We start from the raw sequence: 17,802 nt of genomic DNA, 5'->3' as shown, positions 1-17,802 counted from the left end.
CTCCGCCGTGCGCACAGCCGGAACATCCGCCGTACGACGAGTCACGAGCCGAAGGGACGGCGATCAGGCATGAGCGGAAACAGGGCAGTCGCGTATCTCAAGCCGGGTGCGGTGGAGGTCAGGACCATCGACCACCCGACGCTTGAACTGAAGGACGGGCCGGGGGTGGCGTCCGCGAACGTCGGCCGGACGTGCCGGCACGGCGTGATCCTCAAGGTGCTCGCCACCAACATCTGCGGCAGCGACCAGCACATGGTGCGCGGCCGCACCACCGCACCCGAGGGCCTCGTCCTCGGGCACGAGATCACCGGCGAGATCGTCGAGAAGGGCCCCGACGTCGAGTTCCTGGACGTCGGGGACATCGTCTCGGTGCCGTTCAACATCGCGTGCGGGCGCTGCCGCAACTGCAAGGAGCGCAAGACCGGCATCTGTCTGAACGTCAACCCCGCACGCCCCGGGGCCGCTTATGGCTATGTCGACATGGGTGGCTGGGTCGGCGGACAGGCCGAGTTCGTCATGGTCCCGTACGCGGACTTCAACGCGCTGCGCTTCCCCGACCCGGAGCAGGCGCGCGAGAAGCTGCTCGACCTGACGATGCTGTCGGACATCTTCCCGACCGGGTTCCACGGGGCGGTGACCGCGGGCACGCAGGTCGGCTCGACGGTGTACGTCGCCGGGGCGGGTCCGGTCGGCCTTGCGGCGGCCGCGTCCGCGCAGCTGCTCGGCGCGGCGGTGGTGATCGTCGGCGACCTGAACGCCGAACGGCTCGCGCAGGCACGGAGTTTCGGCTGCGAGACGGTCGATCTGACGCGCGGCACGGTCGAGGAGCAGATCGCCGAGATCCTCGGGGTGCCCGAGGTGGACGCGGCCGTGGACGCGGTCGGCTTCGAGGCCCGCGCACACGGCCAGGGCTCCCCCGAGGCGCCCGCGACCGTCCTCAACTCGCTGATGGGCGTAACGACGGCCGGTGGCGCGCTCGGCATCCCCGGTCTGTACGTCACCGACGACCCCGGCGGCGTCGACCAGGACGCGCGCACCGGGACGCTGAAGGTGCGGCTCGGGCTCGGCTGGGCGAAGAGCCACCGGTTCACGACCGGGCAGTGCCCCGTCATGACGTACCACCGGGGGCTGATGATGGCGATCCTGCACGAGCGGGTGCACATCGCGAAGGCCGTGAACGCGACGGTGATCGGGATCGAGGACGCGCCGCGCGGCTATGCCGAGTTCGACCAGGGCGCGAGCAGGAAGTACGTACTGGATCCGCACGGTGCGCTGAGTGGCGTACGGCCCGTGTGAGATCGAGGAACGTCGAAAGGACAGAAAAGGACAGAAGAGGTCGGGGAATTCGGGGAGTGGGGCTCCACGCGCGCGTGGAGCCCCACTCCCCTTGTGGTGTTTGACGTCAGTCGGGTCACGCCAGGGATGAGAGGGACGGGTGACGGGACAGGTGTGTCCCAACTGGCGGAGGGCGAGCGCATGTTGGTGGTTTCGGAGGAGATACGGGACGCCGTCGGGGCGGGCCGTCCGGTGGTGGCCCTGGAGTCGACGATCATCGCGCACGGGCTGCCGAGGCCGCGGAACCTGCGCGTCGCCGCGGAGCTGGAAGCGGTCGTACGGGAGCAGGGCGCGGTGCCCGCGACGATCGCCGTTCTCGACGGGCGGCCCCATGTCGGCCTGGACAAGGCGCAGTTGGAGCGGATCGCGAGCGGGGACGGGATCCGCAAGCTGAGCCACCGCGATCTGCCGCTCGCCGTCGCGACGGGGGCGAGCGGCGCGACGACCGTCTCGGCGACCGCGTTCCTCGCGGCGCGTGCCGGTCTGCGGGTCTTCGCGACGGGCGGGCTCGGCGGGGTGCACCGGGGGTGGACGCAGACCCAGGACGAGTCGGCGGACCTGGGGCTGCTGGCGCGGACCCGGATCACCGTGGTGTGCGCGGGGGTGAAGTCGATCCTGGACGTGCCCGCCACGCTGCAGCGCCTGGAGACGCTGGGTGTGGCGGTGGCGGGGTTCGGGACGGAGCGCTTCCCCGGGTTCTATCTCGCCGACTCCGGTGAGCCGGTGGACTGGATGCTGCGGACGCCGCAGGAGGTCGCCGAGGTCATGCGGGCCCAGGACCGCCTGGGCGGGGGCGAGTCGGCGCTGATCGTCGCCAACCCCGTACCGGAAGCGGAGCAGCTCGATCCGGGGTTGCACGCGCGCGTGCTGGAGAGCGGGCTGCGGGCGTGTGCGGAGCAGGGGGTCAGCGGGCAGGCCGTGACCCCGTTCCTGCTGGATCATCTCGCGCGGCACAGCGACGGCGCGTCCCTGGAGGCCAACTTGGCCGCCGTACGCGGAAACGTACGGCTCGCCGGGCGGATCGCGGCGGCCTGGGCCGGGGTGTGACACGGGCGGGCGGGGCGCTGCTCGTGGTCGGTGACGTCGTCACGGACGTCGTCGCGCGGCATCACGGGGCGCTCGCCGAGGGCACGGACACGGTGGCCGAGATCCGTACGGTGCCGGGTGGCGCGGGGGCCAACATGGCGTGCTGGGCGGCGCGTTGGGGCTGCCCCGACGTGACGCTGCTCGGGCGGGTCGGGGCGGATTCCGCATCGTGGCACGAGGAGGCTCTCGTACGGGCAGGGGTGCGGCCGCGGCTCGTGGTGGACCCCGAGGCGCCGACCGGGGCCGTGGTCTGTCTCGTGGACGTACGAGGTGGGGGTGAGCGGACGTTCCTCACGGACAGCGGGGCGTGTCTGCGGATCGGGGCCGAGGACTGGTCGGGCTCGTACCTCGACGGCGTCGGGTGGCTGCACCTGTCCGGGTATCTGTTCTTCTCCGCGTCGGGGCGGGAGTTGGTGGCGGCGGCGGTCGGGGACGCACGCGCGCGTGGGGTGCCGGTGAGCGTGGATCCCGCGTCGGCCGGGTTCTTGCGGGAGTTGGGGGTCGGGCGGTTTCTGGCGCTCGCGGACGGGGTGGAGGTCCTGGTGCCCAGCCGGGACGAGGCGGTGCTCCTCTCCGGAGAGGGGAGCGCGGAGGGGGCGGGGGCGAAGTTGAGCGGGCGGTTTCCTGTGGTGGTGGTGAAGGCGGGGGCGCATGGGGCCCTGGTGGCTCGGGGCGGGGTGGTGCGGGGGCGGGTCGCTGCGCCGGCGGGGGTGGTGGTGCGGGATTCGACGGGCGCCGGCGACGCGTTCACCGGGGCACTTGTCGCTGCGCGGCTCCGGGGAAAGGGGTGGCGGGAGGCTGTGGTGGAGGGGTGTCGGGCCGGGGCGATGGCGGTGGGGGGTGTGGGTGGGCGGCCGCCTGGGACCGGGGTGGGGTGACTGTGCCGGACACACCTGTCGCGGCGCGGCCCACAGGCCCGGGCCGGACGAAGGGGGCGCGGGCCGAACGAGGGGCCAGCGGGAGGTATCAGGCCAAGGCGACGGCAGTGGGAGGTGCGGGCGGGCGGGCGCCTGGGGCCGGGGCGGAGTGACTGTGCCGGACACACCTGTCGCGGCGCGGCCCACAGGCCCGGGCCGGACGAGGGGTGGGCGAGGGCCGTGGTGGACAAGCCTCAGGCCAAGGCGATGGCCGTGGGGCATCAGCGGACAGCCACCCACGGCCAGGATGCGAGGACCGCGCCGGACACACCAGCCGCAACCCACAAGCCCGGGCCGGACGAAGGGTGAGCGGGGGCCACGGTGGACAAGCCTCAGGCCAAGGCGATGGCCGTGAGGCATCAGCGGACAGCCACCCACGGCCAGGATGCGAGGACCGCGCCGGACACACCAGCCGCAACCCACAAGCCCGGGCCGGACGAAGGGTGGGCGGGGGCCACGGTGGACAAGCCTCAGGCCAAGGCGATGGCCGTGAGGAGTACCAGCGGACAGCCACCCACGGCCAGGATGCGATGACCGTGCCGGGTGCAGTGCACCTGTCGCGACCCACTCCCCCCCCCAGCCCGACGGGTGCAGGCGGACGGCCTCCTAAGGCCAAGGGGCCAAGGGGCCAAGGGGTCAAGACCATGCCGGGCACAACCGCCGCTCCCCGGCAACCCCGGGCCGGACAGGCGTGGACGGACGGTCGCCCACAGCCGGGGGGGGGCGTGACCGTGCCGAGTGCACCCGACGCGGCCCACACCCCCTCCCAGACCCCACCCCGCTCCACCGCGACGCCGCTCCTGGGCTGAGGCGTTGTCGTGTTGGGCTACGGCTTTCTGCCCCACGCCGAGATCAGGGGTGACGTCGCCAGGTCCATCGTTCCCTCGGCCACGTTCGCCAAGTGGCGGTCGATGTCCTCGTTCGTGGCCAGGCCCGCTTCCACCAGGGAGGCCCGGACCTGTTCCACCGTCGCCGCCTCCAGGGCCGTACAGGCCGGGGACGTCAGGGGGAAGTACGCGTCGGCCTCCACCTGGCGCAGGCCCGCCTCGCGCAGCAGGCGGGGGAGCTTGCGGCCGTAGGAGAGGTCGGCGCCGCGCTGGGAGAGGAGGGCGCGGAAGCCGTGGCGCAGGCGGTTGGCCAGTTGCTGCTCGGGGCCGTGCTCGTCGGGGCAGAGCAGCGGCTGCAGGGCCGCGTCGGCATCCTCGATCAGGAGGCGGCCGCCGGGGCGCAGGGCGCGGATCATGGACGCCAACGCCCGTTCGCGGTCCGGGACATGGACCAGGACGAGGCGAGCGTGGACCAGGTCGAAGGCCTCGGCCGGGGGCTCGTCGACGCCGACGTCATGGCGGCGCACCTCGACGGGCGTGCGGACCGTCGTGGTCTGCCAGGACGTGTCGATGTCGGTGGCGAGGACGCGGCCGGTCGGGCCGACCTTCCGCGCCAGCCAGGACACCACCGAGGTCCCGCCGGCCCCGACTTCCCAGCAGCGCCAGCCGGAACCGATGCCGAGCCGCTCGATGTGCCGGAACGTCGTGGGGTCGAACAGGGTCGAGAGCGCGTCGAAACGCTGTCCCGCCTCGGGCTGCTGGTTGTCGAGAAGGTACGCATGGCCACCGGATCGCGTCATGCCCCGAATCATCCCAGCCTCCTGACCCGATAGCAGTCATTTGCCCTGCTTCGAGCCCATCTCGGGGGCTGCCGTGATGTCAGCGGGCGCTGGCACACTGGCTCTTCAGGGAATCCCGGTGAGGGGGTTGTGGGGCCGACAAAGAACCCACAGAGAACCCACAGGGACCCACAGAGAACCGACGTACGCGAACGGGCACGACGAGGAGCCGAGCATGTCGATGGCGGGCAACCTGCGAAAGGTCGCGCGGCTGGCGCGCCGCCGGCCCCGGGTCGATCTGAGCCACCCGGCGCGCTCCCCGCTCGGGTCGGCGGTGGTGAACTGCGTGACGTACCGGGACGGCGTGCGCGAGCTCGGCGGCCGCGACCTCGACGAGGCCGTCCGCGCGGTGCGCAAGGCGGACGACGGGTTCGTGTGGCTGGGCCTGCACGAGCCGTCCGAGCTGGAATTCGCGGACATCGCCGAGCTGTTCGACCTGCATCCGCTGGCGGTGGAGGACGCGGTCCACGCACATCAGCGGCCGAAGATCGAGCGGTACGGGGAGACCCTGTTCACGGTCCTGAAGACGGTGTGCTACGTCGAGCACGCGGAGCTCACCGCGACCAGTGAGGTCGTCGACACCGGCGAGATCATGGTGTTCCTGGGGCGGGACTTCGTCATCACGGTGCGGCACGGGCGGCACGGCTCGCTGGGCCCGGTGAGGGAGAACCTGGAGGCGGACCCGCAGCAGCTCGCGAAGGGGCCCGCCGCGGTGCTGCACGCGATCGCGGACAGCGTGGTGGACGACTATCTGACGGTGATCGACGCGGTCCAGTCGGACATCGACGCCGTCGAGGCGGAGGTCTTCGCGCAGAACGGGGCGCGGGTCGACCCGGGCCGCATCTACCAGCTCAAGCGCGAACTCCTCGAGCTGAAGCGGGCGGTGGCGCCGCTGGCCCGTCCGGTGCTTGAGCTGGCCGGGCGCCCGTTCCCCGTGGTGCCGGCCGAGATACAGGCGTACTTCCGTGACGTCTCGGACCACCTGATGCGGGCGGTCGAGCAGATAGCGGCCTTCGACGAACTGCTGAACTCGATCCTTCAGGCCCATCTCGCCCAGGTGACCGTCGCGCAGAACGAGGACATGCGCAAGATCACGGCGTGGGCCGCGATCGTCGCCGTGCCGACGATGGGCTGCGGGATCTACGGCATGAACTTCGACCACATGCCGGAGCTGCACTGGCGCTACGGCTATCCGCTCATGCTGTCCGTCATCGCCGCGATCTGTGTCGGCGTGTACCGGGGGTTCAAGCGCAACGGCTGGCTTTAGCCGCCGCATCGGCCGGCTTTAGCCGCCGCGTCGGCCGGCTTTGGCCGCCGTGTGTACCGCGCGGGGCCGCCGCCCGGCCCGCGGCGGCACTCGACTCAGTTCTTCGCGTAGACGCTCTCCACCCACGCCGCGATCTGGTCCTCGGACAGGTGCGTGGCCAGGTCGGCCTCGCTGATCATGCCGACGAGCCGCTTGTTCTCGATGACCGGCAGGCGGCGGATCTGGTGGTCCTGCATCTCGTGCAGCACCTCGTCGAGCCCGGCGCTCGCGTCGACCCAGCGGGGCGTGCCCTTGGCCATCTCGCCCGCCGTGACCTTGGCGGGGTCGTGGCCCATCGCCACGCAGCCGACGACGATGTCGCGGTCGGTGAGGATGCCGCAGAGCCGCTCGTTCTCGTCGCTGATGGGCAGCGCGCCGACGTTCAGCTCGCGCATCAGCTGGGCGGCCCGGTCCAGGGTCTCGTGGGCGGGGATCCAGCGCGCACCGGGGTGCATGATGTCCGCGGCGGTGGTCATGGTCGTACCTCCCGGAGCCGGGGTGGGGTCCGGCGCCGTCCCTCATTCTCGCCGCGCCCGGTACGGGCCGCATGTCCTCGCGGGCTCACCCCTGTGACCAGGCAGGATGACGCGGATCGTCCGCCCGTACGACGATGTCGGCGCGCTCGGCCGGACCGGTCTCGGTGTCGTAGCGGGCGAAGGCCGGCAGGGTCCAGTGCTCGTCCTGTGGGGTGCGGCGGCGCAGCGCGCCCGGGGACAGGCCGACGTGGACCGTGAGGTCGAACGGGAACCAGTGGTTGAGCAGCAGCGGCCCGTGCAGCAACAGGGCGCCGCCGGGCGGGAGTTGGACGTAGGGGCTGCGGGTGGCGCGGTCGGTTGCCGGGTCCCACAGGTCGGGCAGGACGCGGCCCGTGCCGTCCGGTTCGAGGGGGCCGAACACCTCGCGCCACAGGGCGCCCGTGTCGAACCAGCCGCTGTAGTACGACTCGACGTCCTCGCGCCCGAACTCGTAGCGCAGCGAGGCCGGACGCAGGAAGCCCTCCGTTGCGATGGGCAGGGCGGTGCGGCCGCGGGTGCGCAGGGCCTCGGCGACGCGGGTCGCGAGGTCGCCGGGGCGGGCGGCCGGGGCCCCGTCGATCGCGACCTTCGGCCAGGGGCTCCCGTCGGCCGGCTTCAGGTCGAGCAGGCGCTCGGCGAGGGTGTCGCCGAGCCGTTCCCAGGTGATCGCTTCGAGTCGCACGCCGTCCATGATGCCGGGCGGTGCGCGAGCCCCTTCGGCAGGCCTCTTTGGCAGGCCTCTTTGGCATGCCTCTTCGGCGGGCATGAACCCCGTATGAGCAGCGCAGCCCGGCCGTCCGCCGGTGTTCGAGGTCCGCTCGTCTTCCAGCCGGTCAGGCGCAGGCGGTGCGGGGCCTGCCGCACGGGGCCGCTCACGCTGCTGGCCCTGGAGGACGGGCAGCCGCGCTGTCTGGACTGTGTGGACCTCGGGCATCTGGTGTATCTGCCGCGCGGGGACACGGCGTTGACGCGGCGGGCCCGTGAGGAGAGCGCGCTGTCCGCGGTCGTGGTGCGGTTCCACCGGCGGCGCGGGCGCTACGAGCGGCAGGGCGTGCTCGTCGAGGCGGACGCGCTCGCCCGGGCCGAGGCGCGCTGCCTGGCGGACGCGGAGGTGCGGGCGCGGCGGCGGCAGCGGGACGCGGCGCGGCGGGCGGCGGCGGACGAGCGGTTCGTGGCGGCGTTCGCGGCGGAGATACGGCGGTTGTTCCCCGGGTGTCCTGCCGAGCGGGCGGCGGCGATCGCCGGTCACGCGGGGGCGCGGGGCAGCGGCCGGGTGGGACGCAGCGCGGCGGGGCGGGCCCTGTCGGAGGGGGCCGTGGTGGCGGCGGTGCGGGCGGCGGTGCGGCACGTCGATACGCCGTACGACCGGTGGTTGATGGAGGGGATGGGGTGGAAGGAGGCGCGGACGCGGGTGGCCGGGCCGGTCGCCTCGGTGTTGGCGGTGTGGCGGGAGGAGGCAGGCGCGGAGGGGGGCGCGGCAGGGGGAACTGCGGCATGATCTCCCTGTCGGATGAGGGGGGTTGGGAAATGATCGAGGGGCCGTACTTTGTCCTCGTGGTGCTCGCCGCGTTGTGGTGCGGGGTCAGTGCGGGGGTGTTCGTCGGGTTCTCCACGTTCGTGATGCGGGGGCTCGGCGCGCTGCCCGCCGCGCGCGGGATCGCGGCGATGAACTCCATCAACGTCGCGGCGGTGAACCCGGCGTTCATGGTCGTCTTTCTCGGTGCGGCGGTGCTGTGCGCGGTGATCGCCGTGGTGACGTTCGTGCTCTGGCCCGAGGACGGGACGGTCGAGCTGCTGCTCGGCTGTGCGCTGTACCTGGCGGGGTCGTTCGGGGTCACGATCGTGGCGAACATTCCGCGCAACGACGCGCTCGCCAAGCTGGCCGGTGACGAGGAGTCCGAGAGCAGTGCCGCGTACTGGCGGAGGTACTTGAGCGAGTGGGTGATGTGGAACCACATCCGGGGCGGCGCCTCCATCGCCGCGTCGGCGTCGTTCGTGCTGGCCCTCACCTGACCTGGCTCGCGCCTGACCCGGCCCTCGCCTGACCTGGCGGGTGTGCGGAAGCCATCCGGACCGTCCGGACGTATCGTGACGAAAAGGCACGGTGCCCAGGTAACCGGTGCACAAGCAATGGTGCACAGGCAATGGTGCACAGGCACGGGTAAGGACGCGTAGGGAGACGGCCATGGCCGACCCCAAGGGCTTTCTCACCACGCCCCGGCAGGAGGCCCCGCGCCGCCCTGTCGGAGAGCGGGTCAAGGACTGGGACGAGGTGTACGTCCCCGGCGGGCTGCTGCCCATCGTCGGGGCGCAGGCCGACCGGTGCATGGACTGCGGGATCCCGTTCTGCCACCAGGCGTGTCCGCTGGGGAACCTGATCCCCGAGTGGAACGAGCTGGTGGCGCGGGACGACTGGCGGGCCGCGAGCGAGCGGCTGCACGCCACGAACAACTTCCCCGAGTTCACCGGGCGGTTGTGCCCGGCCCCGTGCGAGGCGGGCTGCGTCCTCGCCATCAACCAACCTGCCGTCACCATCAAGAACGTCGAAGTCGCCATCGCCGACCGCGCCTGGGACGAGGGCTTCGTCTCCGCCCAGCCGCCCGACCGGCTCTCCGGGCGGACCGTCGCCGTCGTCGGCTCGGGGCCCGCCGGGCTCGCCGCCGCGCAGCAGCTGACGCGCGCCGGGCACACGGTGGCCGTGTACGAGCGGGACGACCGGCCGGGCGGTCTGCTGCGCTACGGCATCCCCGCCTTCAAGATGGAGAAGCACCAACTGGACCGCAGGCTGCGGCAGTTGGCGGACGAGGGAGTGCGTTTTCGTACGTCGACGGAGATCGGGCGCGAGGTGACCGCGGCCCGGCTGCGGGCCCGCCACGACGCCGTGGTGATCGCCACCGGAGCGACCGCGTGGCGTGACCTCGACGTGCCGGGACGGGAGTTGGCCGGGATCCACCAGGCGATGGAGTATCTGACACCGGCCAACCGGGTGTGCGAGGGCGACCTGGACGTGTCGCCGCTGAACGCGGCGGGCCGGCACGTCGTCATCGTCGGCGGCGGGGACACCGGGGCCGACTGCCTGGGCACCGCGGTGCGTGAAGGGGCCGCGTCCGTCACGCAGTTGGACATCTACGGCAAGCCCGACGACGTGCGCGACGAGGCGGCCGAGCCCTGGCCGACGTATCCGAAGCTGTACCGGCTGTCCGCCGCGCACGAGGAGGCGGGCGAGCTGGAAACGGCGCCGGCGGCCGACGCGGACGCCCGGCTCTTCGCGGCGTCGACCCTGCGGTTCACCGGGGACGCGGACGGGCACGTACGGGAACTGCACCTGGTCGAGGTGGACGCGGACCGGCAGCCGCGCGACGGGACGGACCGGGCGCTGCCCGCCGATCTGGTGCTGCTGGCGCTCGGCTTCACCGGGGTCGAGCGCCAAGTCGGCGGCCTCGTGGACCAGTTGGGGCTCGGGGTCACCGCGAGGGGCGGCCTCGAACGCGATGCGGCGTTCGCCACGCGGGTGCCGGGCGTGTTCGTCGCCGGGGACGCCGGGCGGGGGCAGTCGCTCGTGGTGTGGGCGATCGCGGAGGGGCGGGCCGCCGCGGCGGCCGTGGACCGGTGGCTGACGGGAGACACCCGGCTCCCCGAGCCGATCAGCGCGCACGACCGGCCCATGACCACCTGAGCCCAGGCCACCTGAGCCCAGGCCATCAGAACCCCGGGCATCAGAGCCCCTGGCATCAGGGTCGGCGCTCGTCCGTGCCCGCCCGCTTGGCCGTCGCCAGGGCGATGCGGTTCCAGGTGTTGATCGTGCAGATCAGGGCGATGACCTGGGCGAGTTCGGCCTCGTCGAAGTGGGCGGCGGCCTCCGCGTAGACGGCGTCGGGGACACCGGCGTCCGCCACCCGCGTCACCGCTTCGGTGAGGGCGAGCGCGGCCTGCTCCTTCGGCGTGAAGAAGTGCCGGGCCTCGCGCCACACCGCGACCAGGTGCAGCCGGTCCTCGCTCTCGCCTGCCTTACGGGCGTCGTTCGTGTGCATGTGGAGGCAGTACGCACAGTTGTTGATCAGCGAGGAGCGGATCTGGACCAGCTCCACCAGGGCCGGGTCGAGGCCGGTGCGCGCCGCGGCGTCGAAGCCGATGAGGGCGCGGAAGGCCTTGGGGGCGGACTTGGCGAAGTCGGTGCGAGGTGCGCGGGTCGTCGTCATGGGAGTAAACCTATGGCGCCGATCGACCCACTGTAGGGTGCACTTCCATGGCTGAATCATGGGTCAATTCGGCGGAGCGGATCGGGGTCGATCTGCATCTGGAGCTGTCCGGGTCGGGCAGTCGGCGGGGTGCGCTCGCCACCGCGCTGCGCGAGGCCGTACGGTCCGGGCGGCTCGCTCCCGGCACCCGGCTGCCGCCCTATCGTGCCCTCGCCGCCGATCTGGGCGTCGCCCGGAACACGGTGGCCGACGCCTACGCCGAGCTGGTCGCCGAGGGCTGGCTCACGGCGCGCCAGGGGTCGGGGACGCGGGTCGCGGAGCGGGCGAAGCCGCTGGGCAGGCCGCAGCGGGTGCCCAAGGAGGCGCCCGTACGCTCCCGGGGACCGCTGCACGATCTGCGGCAGGGCGTCCCGGACGCGTCGGCGTTCCCGCGGGCCGCGTGGTCGGCCGCGTACCGGCGGGCGCTGACCGAGGCGCCGTCCGCCGCGTTCGGGCCGGGCGATCCGCAGGGCCGCATCGAACTGCGCACCGCGCTCACGGAGTACCTGGCGCGCTCGCGCGGGGTGCGCACCGAGCCCGGACGGATCGTGATCTGCTCGGGGTTCGCGCATGCGCTGCGGCTGCTGTACGGGGACGTCGGCGACAGGGTGCTCCGGGGTCCGCTGGCCGTGGAGGCGTACGGGCTCGGGTTCCATCGGGGGATCCTGGAGCGTGCCGGGGTGCGTACCGTCCCGCTGACGGTCGATCAGGACGGCGCGAACATTGGGGAGTTGACGTCCGCAACCGGGATCCGGGGTGTGCTGCTGACGCCCGCGCACCAGTTCCCGACCGGCGGGCCGCTGCACCCCGAGCGGCGGGCGGCCGTCGTGGACTGGGCGCGGATGCGCGGCGGGGTGGTCGTGGAGGACGACTACGACGGGGAGTTCCGCTACGACCGCAAGCCGGTGGGGGCGGTGCAGGGGCTGGATCCCGAACGGGTCGTGTACGTGGGCTCGGTCAGCAAGAGCCTGTCGCCCGCGCTGCGGCTCGGCTGGATGGTGCTGCCGCGGCACCTCGTGGTGGACGTGGTGGCGGCCAAGGGTGAACGGGAGGCGTGGGCCGGGGTGTTGGACCAGTTGGCGCTCGCCGAGTTCCTGCGGTCGGGGGCGTACGACCGGCACGTCCGGCGGATGCGGCAGCGGTACCGCCGGCGCCGGGACCTGCTCGTGGCGGCGCTGGCCGAGCGGGCGCCCGGGCTCGAAGTGAGCGGGATCGCGGCGGGGTTGCACGCCGTCGTGCGGTTGCCTGCCGGCAGTGAGCGGGCCGTGCTGAAGGCGGCGGTCTGGCGCGGGATCGAGGTGGAGGGGCTTGCGGAGTTCCTGCATCCGGGCGCCGAGCCCTCGTTGGGGGACGGGCTGGTCGTGGGGTTCGCGGCGGCGGCCGAGCGGGGTTACGGGGCTGCGGTGGACGCGCTGTGCGGGGTGTTGCCGCCCGGGGTCGAGGGGTAGCCCCGCGCCCCTTGGCCCCACAGGCCGGACGCCTTGACCCCACACGCCGGACGTCGCCCGGCCACGAGAGGTCGTCTGGCTACGAGAGGTCGCCCGGCCACGAGAGGTCGTCTGGCTACGAGAAGTCGTGCGGCTACGAGAGCAGGAAGTCGGCCGCTCCGGCCTTGGCGCCCTCGATGAACGCGGTGATCTCACCCGGCGTGTAGATCAGGGCCGGTCCGTCCGGGTCCGAGGACTGGCGTACGGCGACGCGGCCGTCGGCGAGCTTCATGGCCTCGAGGCAGTTGCCTCCGTTGCCACCGCTCCACGGCTTGTGCCAGCCGTCGGCGCCGAGTTCACGGGCGGGCATGCCGTTGTAGATCGGCTCGCCGTCGACGCCTCGTATGCGGTCCTTGATCCGGTCCATTCACAGCTCCTTGCGGAGATCGCGGAGGATCTCCTTTGTGCGTTGTGCCGTCGCGGCGTGCGCCGCCATGCGGTCCATGACCTCCAGGTGGGTGGCCACCTCGGGCCGCGCGTCCAGGTAGACGGCGCCGGTCAGGTACTCGCTGTAGACCATGTCCGGCAGTTCTGACATGGCAAATCGGAACAGGACGAAGGGGCCGTACGTGCCCGGGTGCGGTCCTGAGGCGAACTCCGCGATCTGCAGCGTCACGTTCGGCCGCTCCGTCGCCTCCAGGAGCCGGTCGATCTGGCCGCGCATCACGTCCGCGTCGCCGACCGGCCTGCGCAGCGCCGTCTCGTCCATGACCGCCCAGAACCGGGGTGCGTCCTCGCGGGTGAGCAGGCTCTGGCGCCGCATGCGCAGGGCGACGTGCCGGTCGATCAGCTCGGGGTCCTCGACGAGGGCGCGGCCGATCGCGCCGGAGCGCAGCACCCCGCGCGCGTAGTCCTCGGTCTGCAGCAGTCCCGGCACGAAGTGCGGCTCGTACGACCGGATGAGCGAGGCGGCGCCCTCCAGGCTGACGTACATCGAGAACCAGCCAGGAAGGATGTCGTGGTACCGCTGCCACCAGCCCGGCTTGTTCGCGTCCTCCGCGAGCTGCACGAAGGTGTCGGCCTCGTCCTCCGTGACGCCGTAGGACTTCAGCAGGAGCTGGAGGTACGGGATCTTGAGCGAGACCTCGGCGGTCTCCATGCGGCGGACCGTCGCGGCGGTGACGCGGAGTACTTTCGCGGCGTCCTCGCGCTTGAGCCCGGCGCTCTCGCGCAGGTCCTGGAGGCGTCGGCCGAGGACCACCTGGCCGACCGTCGGAGCGGACCGCGGTTCGCTCACGCCCCTCACCTCCCGTAGTCCGGCCGTCGCCGACCGCTCGTCCATCTGTCCGGAACCAGCCGTGGAAGGGAGTCCGGAGAGAGTCGTTCACCGGCCATTTCCCGGCGGTCCACCCTCAATGGGCGCCGCGCGACGAGCTGTTGCGAGCAGTGTGCCATGTCCGCTCCGCGCGGCACACTGCACTCTGCACTTTTCAGAGTGGCTCTTGCCAAGTGTTCACGACGGGGAGATAGTGGCATGCGTGACTCCGTCCGCGCCCTTAGGAACAGAAGCCGGCGAGGCTACGCTCGGTGACCTTCCGGGTACCCCTTCAGGGTTCCCGGCATCCCGCCGCAGCAGCTTCGAACTGGCTCCCCACCCGGGCTCCGCCGCACAGGCCCGGCGTATGACGCGCGCCCACCTCACCGGCTGGGGCGCGTGCGAGGACACCTGCGACGCGGCGGCGCTCGTCGTCTCCGAGCTCGTCACGAACGCGATCGTGCACACCGCCAGCCGCCGCATCCACTGCGAGCTGCGCGAGCTGTGCGACGACGCGGGTGAGCGCGTGCGGATAGCCGTGCGCGACGAGGGCTGCATTCCCGGTGACGCCCGCCCTGCGGGCCGGATAGCGCCCGAGGAGGAGCACGGCAGGGGGCTCCTCCTCGTGGCCGCCGTCTCCACCGCGTGGGGCGCCCAGGAGACGGGACCCGGGCTGCTCGTGTGGGCGGAGCTGCCCCGCGACGCCCGGACGATGACGGGTCCCGGCCCTGTGCCCGACCCCGTCGACGGGGCGGCCCTGCCCTGGTGAACCTCCGCCCCGGCCGGGCGGACGCGGAACGACAAGCGTGCTGAACGGGAACGGATGGGCGTGGTGACGACGCGGACGATGCAGCTCGACTCTCTGGTGGGCCTCGCCCGGCGCCTGCGCACCCCGCACCCCGCCGCCCCGGTGCGGCTGTCCGTGCCGGACGGCATGACGGCGCCGCTGGGCTGCGACGCCGTGGCCGTGCCGGAGGCGTTCGCGCGGGCCATGACGCGGCGGCTGCCGCGAATGGGGTGCGTGTACGCGGACGGGGCGCACTGGTGGTGGCTCGTGCCGTCGGACTCGGACGTGGCCCTGGAGTGGCCCGCACCCGCGCGGTACGCGGCGGGCGCCGTGGTCCCGGACGCCGGACGCACGCCCGATCTGATCCACTGCCCCGACGGCTCGGTGCCGTACACCCCGCCGATTCCGTTGTACCTGGCGCTGTGCCGGGTGACGGGGACGACGCCTGCCTGGTCCCGGGCCGCCAGGGCCTCGTAAGGGGCGCGTGGCCTAGGACCTGTCTCTTTGGTCGGTGAGGCGTCTGCGCACAAGCGGGATGCTGCTGGGCTTGTGGGCAGCGATGTCAGTACACAAGCCATTCCCTGTTGGGTAGCTGGCCTTCCCAACTGTCCACGCCCATGTCAGCCCACTCGGGTGCCACCATCACCGGGCGGGTGCGGTTGAAATCGCCGTTCTGTTGGCAACGCATGACCAGGCCGAAGCCGGGGAGTCCAGCCTCTCCGTTCAGACCGAAACGAAGCCTGCCTTCGTGGGTATCTGCGCCCGCTTCCAGCCACGGCGTCAGCTCCGACGGCAGCAGACCTACCAGCCGGACCTCTCCGAAGCAGATCTGAGGACCGTGGCAGGCGTCGATAGCGACTGCGGCCAGCGTCCAGTCTTCCGAGTGGTAATAGGTGTCGACGCCCCTGCTGGAGAAGGGAACCCAACGCTCACGCTGGTTCCGACCACTGATCGGCTCCCGCAATGCGGCAGCGACTTCCTCAACGGTCTGTCCGAACCTCAAGGGCCCTACACCTTCGAGCGGAGTCCAGGTCCACTGCTCCCGGTCTTCATCCGGGACCATCTTGCGCTCCAGCCACATGAACGACTCCTCCTGCAACCCTGATGCATGCGCCATGGATTCTCTCAGGTCCGTTCTTGCTCGCTTCTTGTTCCTCGCGCCCAGATGAGGATGGCGGCGAGGTGAAGAGCGGCGTTGTAGACGATGGCGAGTTTGTCGGTGCGCATGGCCAGGCCGCGCCATTGCTTGATCCGGTTGATGCATCGTTCGACTGTGTTGCGCTGTTTGTACGCCTCGGTGTCGAAACTTGGCGGCCGGCCGCCGGTGCGGCCTCGCCGCAGGCGGTGGCGAACTTGGTCGGAGGGCTGGGGGATGACTGCACGGATGCCGCGTCGGCGGAGGTGACTTCGGATCGCGCGGGACGAATACGCCCTGTCCTCCAGCACGGCATCAGGCCGAGTCCTCGGCCGTCCCAGACCGCTTCGCGGAACTCTGATGCCAGCCATGACCGCCTCGAAGGCCGGCGCGTCCCCTGCCTGTCCCGCCGTGACACGCAGGACCAAGGGCCGTGCGTGGCTGTCACTGGCGAGATGAACCTTCGTACTCAGGCCACCGCGGGAACGGCCAAGCCCATGGTCGTCGGGCTCAGCCAGATCCGGAGCCCCTTTTTCCTGGCTCCGGCGGCGTGCTGGTGGGCTCGACAGACGGTGGAGTCCACCGACACGGTCCAGCCGATGTCGCCAGCGTCGTCGGCCGCTGCCAGAAGTGCGGCAAGGATCCGTCCCCAGGTGCCGTCCATGGCCCACCTGAGCAGCCATTTGTGAGCGGTCTGGAACGCTCCCAACTCGTCCGGCAGGTCCCGCCACGGTGAGCCGGTGCGGCACTTCCACGCAATGGCCTCCAGGGTTCGGCGGTGATCGGCCCATCGCCGCCCACGGACCGGATTGGCCGGCATCAACGGCTCAACCCGGTCCCACATGGCATCAGTGATGACTAATCGAACGGACACACCCGATCAACTGACAAACGAATCAAAGAGACACGCTCTAGGTGCCCATCGCCGCCTCGACGGCCGAGGTCACTTCGGCCGGGGCCTCCATGTGCACCATGTGGCCCGCGGCACCGACCTGCCGCACCTCGATCAACTCCCCTTTCAGTACGACGGACTCGGGCGCCGGAATCACCCGGTCGCCGCTCCCCCACACCACCCGCACCGGAACCGGCGGCGGCTCCTCCCCCGTCAGATCCAGCTCCTCGAGCATCGGCAGCAGAGCCGACAGGGCCGTCGGAACCCCGTCCAGGCGCTTGTACTTCAGCAGGTCGTCCACCAGCTGCCGGGTCACCTTCGTCTCGTCCGCAAACAACTGCAGCAGCTGCGGCTTCAGTTCGCGCCGCGTGCGGGCCGTGGCGAACCCGCGGAGGTACGCCCGGTCGACGGGCGCGCCCAGACCGGCGGGGGCGACCAGCGTCAACGACCGTATCCTGCGCGGCCGTTGGCGGGACGCGACCGCGAGGGCCACCGCGCCGCCGAGCGAATGCCCGACCAGGTGCACCCGGTCGAGGCCGAGCACGTCGAGGAACCCGGAGACCGCGTCCGCGAGGACGTCGAGCGTCCCGGCCCCGACGTCCTTCGTCGAGTCGCCGTGCCCCGGCAGGTCGAGTGCGTACACGGTGTGGCGGGCCGCAAGGAGTTCGTGGACGAACAGCCAGGAGTCCTTGTCGCCGCCGTAGCCGTGCAGCAGCAAGACTGTCTCCGCGCCGTCGCCCTCGGTGGCGTACGCGAGGGAGCGCCCCGCCACCTCGACCGTTCCGGTCACCGGGCCGCCCCCGTCGCCCTCGGCCGGCTCCCCGCGCGCGAGCCGTGAGCGGGCGTCGGCGACGGCCAGGTCGATCGCCGCCTGTGGTACGTCGGCGGGGCCGAGCAGGGCGATGGCGCAGCCGACGGGGGCGGCGGTACCCGACGGGGCGACGATCGCGCGCAGCACGCCCGCGCCCGGTGCTTCCAGCGTCCCGGCGATCTTGTCGGTGTCGATCTCGGCGAGGTCGTCGCCCTCCTCGACCAGGCCCCCTTCGGCGACCAGCCACTCGGTGATCTTCCCGGTCTTCATGGACAGGCCCCACTTGGGCATGGCGACCGGCACGATGCGGTCGCCCGCGTCACCCGCGTCACCAGCTACACGGGTGAGGCCTTCGGGCGGTTCGTCGCTCAC

19 protein-coding genes are annotated in these 17,802 nt (G+C 72.0%); 10 read left to right on the top strand and 9 right to left on the bottom strand.

Annotation, left to right across the window (positions count from 1 at the left end; translation table 11 throughout):
• The first annotated feature begins 69 nt into the window (after positions 1 to 69).
• The 3 genes from fdhA to ACIBUY_RS22790 all read left to right on the top strand — a co-directional run bounded on the left by fdhA (position 70) and on the right by ACIBUY_RS22790 (position 3,299).
• Positions 70 to 1,296: a formaldehyde dehydrogenase, glutathione-independent gene (gene fdhA / locus ACIBUY_RS22800; protein WP_399153464.1), complete on the top strand. Its 1,227-nt coding sequence runs from the start codon at positions 70 to 72 to the stop codon at positions 1,294 to 1,296.
• A 180-nt stretch (positions 1,297 to 1,476) separates the two neighbouring features.
• Entirely contained in the window at positions 1,477 to 2,382 is a 906-nt protein-coding gene (locus ACIBUY_RS22795; RefSeq protein WP_399153463.1) for a pseudouridine-5'-phosphate glycosidase, read from the top strand.
• Positions 2,379 to 3,299, top strand: a complete 921-nt coding sequence (locus tag ACIBUY_RS22790) for a carbohydrate kinase family protein (protein ID WP_399153462.1) — start codon at positions 2,379 to 2,381, stop codon at positions 3,297 to 3,299. Before ACIBUY_RS22795 ends, ACIBUY_RS22790 begins: the two co-directional genes overlap by 4 nt.
• A gap of 865 nt (positions 3,300 to 4,164) precedes the next feature.
• Here ACIBUY_RS22790 and ACIBUY_RS22785 read toward each other — a convergent pair.
• Positions 4,165 to 4,965, bottom strand: coding sequence for a methyltransferase domain-containing protein (locus ACIBUY_RS22785; RefSeq protein ID WP_399153461.1), 801 nt, complete (start codon positions 4,963 to 4,965; stop codon positions 4,165 to 4,167).
• A gap of 214 nt (positions 4,966 to 5,179) precedes the next feature.
• On the opposite strand from ACIBUY_RS22785, the gene ACIBUY_RS22780 reads away from it, so the two are divergent.
• A complete protein-coding gene (locus ACIBUY_RS22780; RefSeq protein ID WP_365569487.1) occupies positions 5,180 to 6,271 on the top strand; it encodes a magnesium and cobalt transport protein CorA in 1,092 nt (363 codons plus the stop codon).
• 95 nt (positions 6,272 to 6,366) lie between these two features.
• On the opposite strand, the gene ACIBUY_RS22775 is transcribed toward ACIBUY_RS22780, so the two are convergent.
• Positions 6,367 to 6,786, bottom strand: coding sequence for a CBS domain-containing protein (locus ACIBUY_RS22775; RefSeq protein WP_365569484.1), 420 nt, complete (start codon positions 6,784 to 6,786; stop codon positions 6,367 to 6,369).
• Between the two features lie 85 nt (positions 6,787 to 6,871).
• Positions 6,872 to 7,516, bottom strand: coding sequence for a uridine kinase (locus ACIBUY_RS22770; protein ID WP_365569915.1), 645 nt, complete (start codon positions 7,514 to 7,516; stop codon positions 6,872 to 6,874).
• Positions 7,517 to 7,600: 84 nt separating this feature from the next.
• Here ACIBUY_RS22770 and ACIBUY_RS22765 point away from each other — a divergent pair, with 84 nt between their 5' ends.
• The 3 genes from ACIBUY_RS22765 (at position 7,601) to ACIBUY_RS22755 (ending at position 10,501) form a co-directional block, all read left to right on the top strand.
• Complete coding sequence (locus ACIBUY_RS22765; RefSeq protein WP_399153460.1) at positions 7,601 to 8,323, top strand: DUF2293 domain-containing protein; 723 nt, start codon at positions 7,601 to 7,603, stop codon at positions 8,321 to 8,323.
• 29 nt (positions 8,324 to 8,352) lie between these two features.
• On the top strand, positions 8,353 to 8,838 hold the full coding sequence (locus ACIBUY_RS22760; protein WP_399153459.1) for a DUF1772 domain-containing protein: 486 nt from the start codon (positions 8,353 to 8,355) through the stop codon (positions 8,836 to 8,838).
• Between the two features lie 172 nt (positions 8,839 to 9,010).
• On the top strand, positions 9,011 to 10,501 hold the full coding sequence (locus ACIBUY_RS22755) for a glutamate synthase subunit beta (RefSeq protein ID WP_399153458.1): 1,491 nt from the start codon (positions 9,011 to 9,013) through the stop codon (positions 10,499 to 10,501).
• Positions 10,502 to 10,556: 55 nt separating this feature from the next.
• On the opposite strand, the gene ACIBUY_RS22750 is transcribed toward ACIBUY_RS22755, so the two are convergent.
• Complete coding sequence (locus tag ACIBUY_RS22750) at positions 10,557 to 11,024, bottom strand: carboxymuconolactone decarboxylase family protein (protein WP_365569475.1); 468 nt, start codon at positions 11,022 to 11,024, stop codon at positions 10,557 to 10,559.
• Between the two features lie 47 nt (positions 11,025 to 11,071).
• Between ACIBUY_RS22750 and ACIBUY_RS22745 the strand changes: the two genes are divergently transcribed.
• On the top strand, positions 11,072 to 12,511 hold the full coding sequence (locus tag ACIBUY_RS22745) for a PLP-dependent aminotransferase family protein (RefSeq protein ID WP_399153457.1): 1,440 nt from the start codon (positions 11,072 to 11,074) through the stop codon (positions 12,509 to 12,511).
• Positions 12,512 to 12,644: 133 nt separating this feature from the next.
• On the opposite strand, the gene ACIBUY_RS22740 is transcribed toward ACIBUY_RS22745, so the two are convergent.
• Together ACIBUY_RS22740 and ACIBUY_RS22735 are read right to left on the bottom strand one after the other, a co-directional pair.
• Positions 12,645 to 12,917, bottom strand: a complete 273-nt coding sequence (locus tag ACIBUY_RS22740) for a DUF397 domain-containing protein (protein WP_365569469.1) — start codon at positions 12,915 to 12,917, stop codon at positions 12,645 to 12,647.
• Positions 12,918 to 13,787 (bottom strand): helix-turn-helix domain-containing protein, encoded by an 870-nt coding sequence (locus ACIBUY_RS22735; RefSeq protein ID WP_399153456.1) that lies wholly within the window; start codon positions 13,785 to 13,787, stop codon positions 12,918 to 12,920.
• A gap of 346 nt (positions 13,788 to 14,133) precedes the next feature.
• Here ACIBUY_RS22735 and ACIBUY_RS22730 point away from each other — a divergent pair, with 346 nt between their 5' ends.
• Together ACIBUY_RS22730 and ACIBUY_RS22725 are read left to right on the top strand one after the other, a co-directional pair.
• On the top strand, positions 14,134 to 14,574 hold the full coding sequence (locus ACIBUY_RS22730) for an ATP-binding protein (RefSeq protein WP_365569912.1): 441 nt from the start codon (positions 14,134 to 14,136) through the stop codon (positions 14,572 to 14,574).
• A 78-nt stretch (positions 14,575 to 14,652) separates the two neighbouring features.
• Positions 14,653 to 15,069, top strand: a complete 417-nt coding sequence (locus ACIBUY_RS22725) for a hypothetical protein (protein WP_365569463.1) — start codon at positions 14,653 to 14,655, stop codon at positions 15,067 to 15,069.
• An 85-nt stretch (positions 15,070 to 15,154) separates the two neighbouring features.
• Here ACIBUY_RS22725 and ACIBUY_RS22720 read toward each other — a convergent pair whose 3' ends face one another.
• The 3 genes from ACIBUY_RS22720 to ACIBUY_RS22710 form a co-directional block, all read right to left on the bottom strand.
• Positions 15,155 to 15,673, bottom strand: a complete 519-nt coding sequence (locus ACIBUY_RS22720) for a hypothetical protein (RefSeq protein WP_365580752.1) — start codon at positions 15,671 to 15,673, stop codon at positions 15,155 to 15,157.
• A gap of 44 nt (positions 15,674 to 15,717) precedes the next feature.
• A protein-coding gene (locus ACIBUY_RS22715) for an IS5 family transposase (RefSeq protein WP_399153455.1) occupies positions 15,718 to 16,571 on the bottom strand; the annotation gives its coding sequence in 2 pieces (ribosomal slippage) (positions 15,718 to 16,259 and positions 16,259 to 16,571; 855 coding nt in all).
• A 67-nt stretch (positions 16,572 to 16,638) separates the two neighbouring features.
• A complete protein-coding gene (locus tag ACIBUY_RS22710) occupies positions 16,639 to 17,802 on the bottom strand; it encodes an acetoin dehydrogenase dihydrolipoyllysine-residue acetyltransferase subunit (RefSeq protein WP_399153454.1) in 1,164 nt (387 codons plus the stop codon).

It is taken from the genome of Streptomyces sp. NPDC050085 (assembly GCF_044460595.1).
Lineage (GTDB): Bacteria > Actinomycetota > Actinomycetes > Streptomycetales > Streptomycetaceae > Streptomyces.
This window is presented reverse-complemented; position numbering and strand designations above follow the sequence as displayed.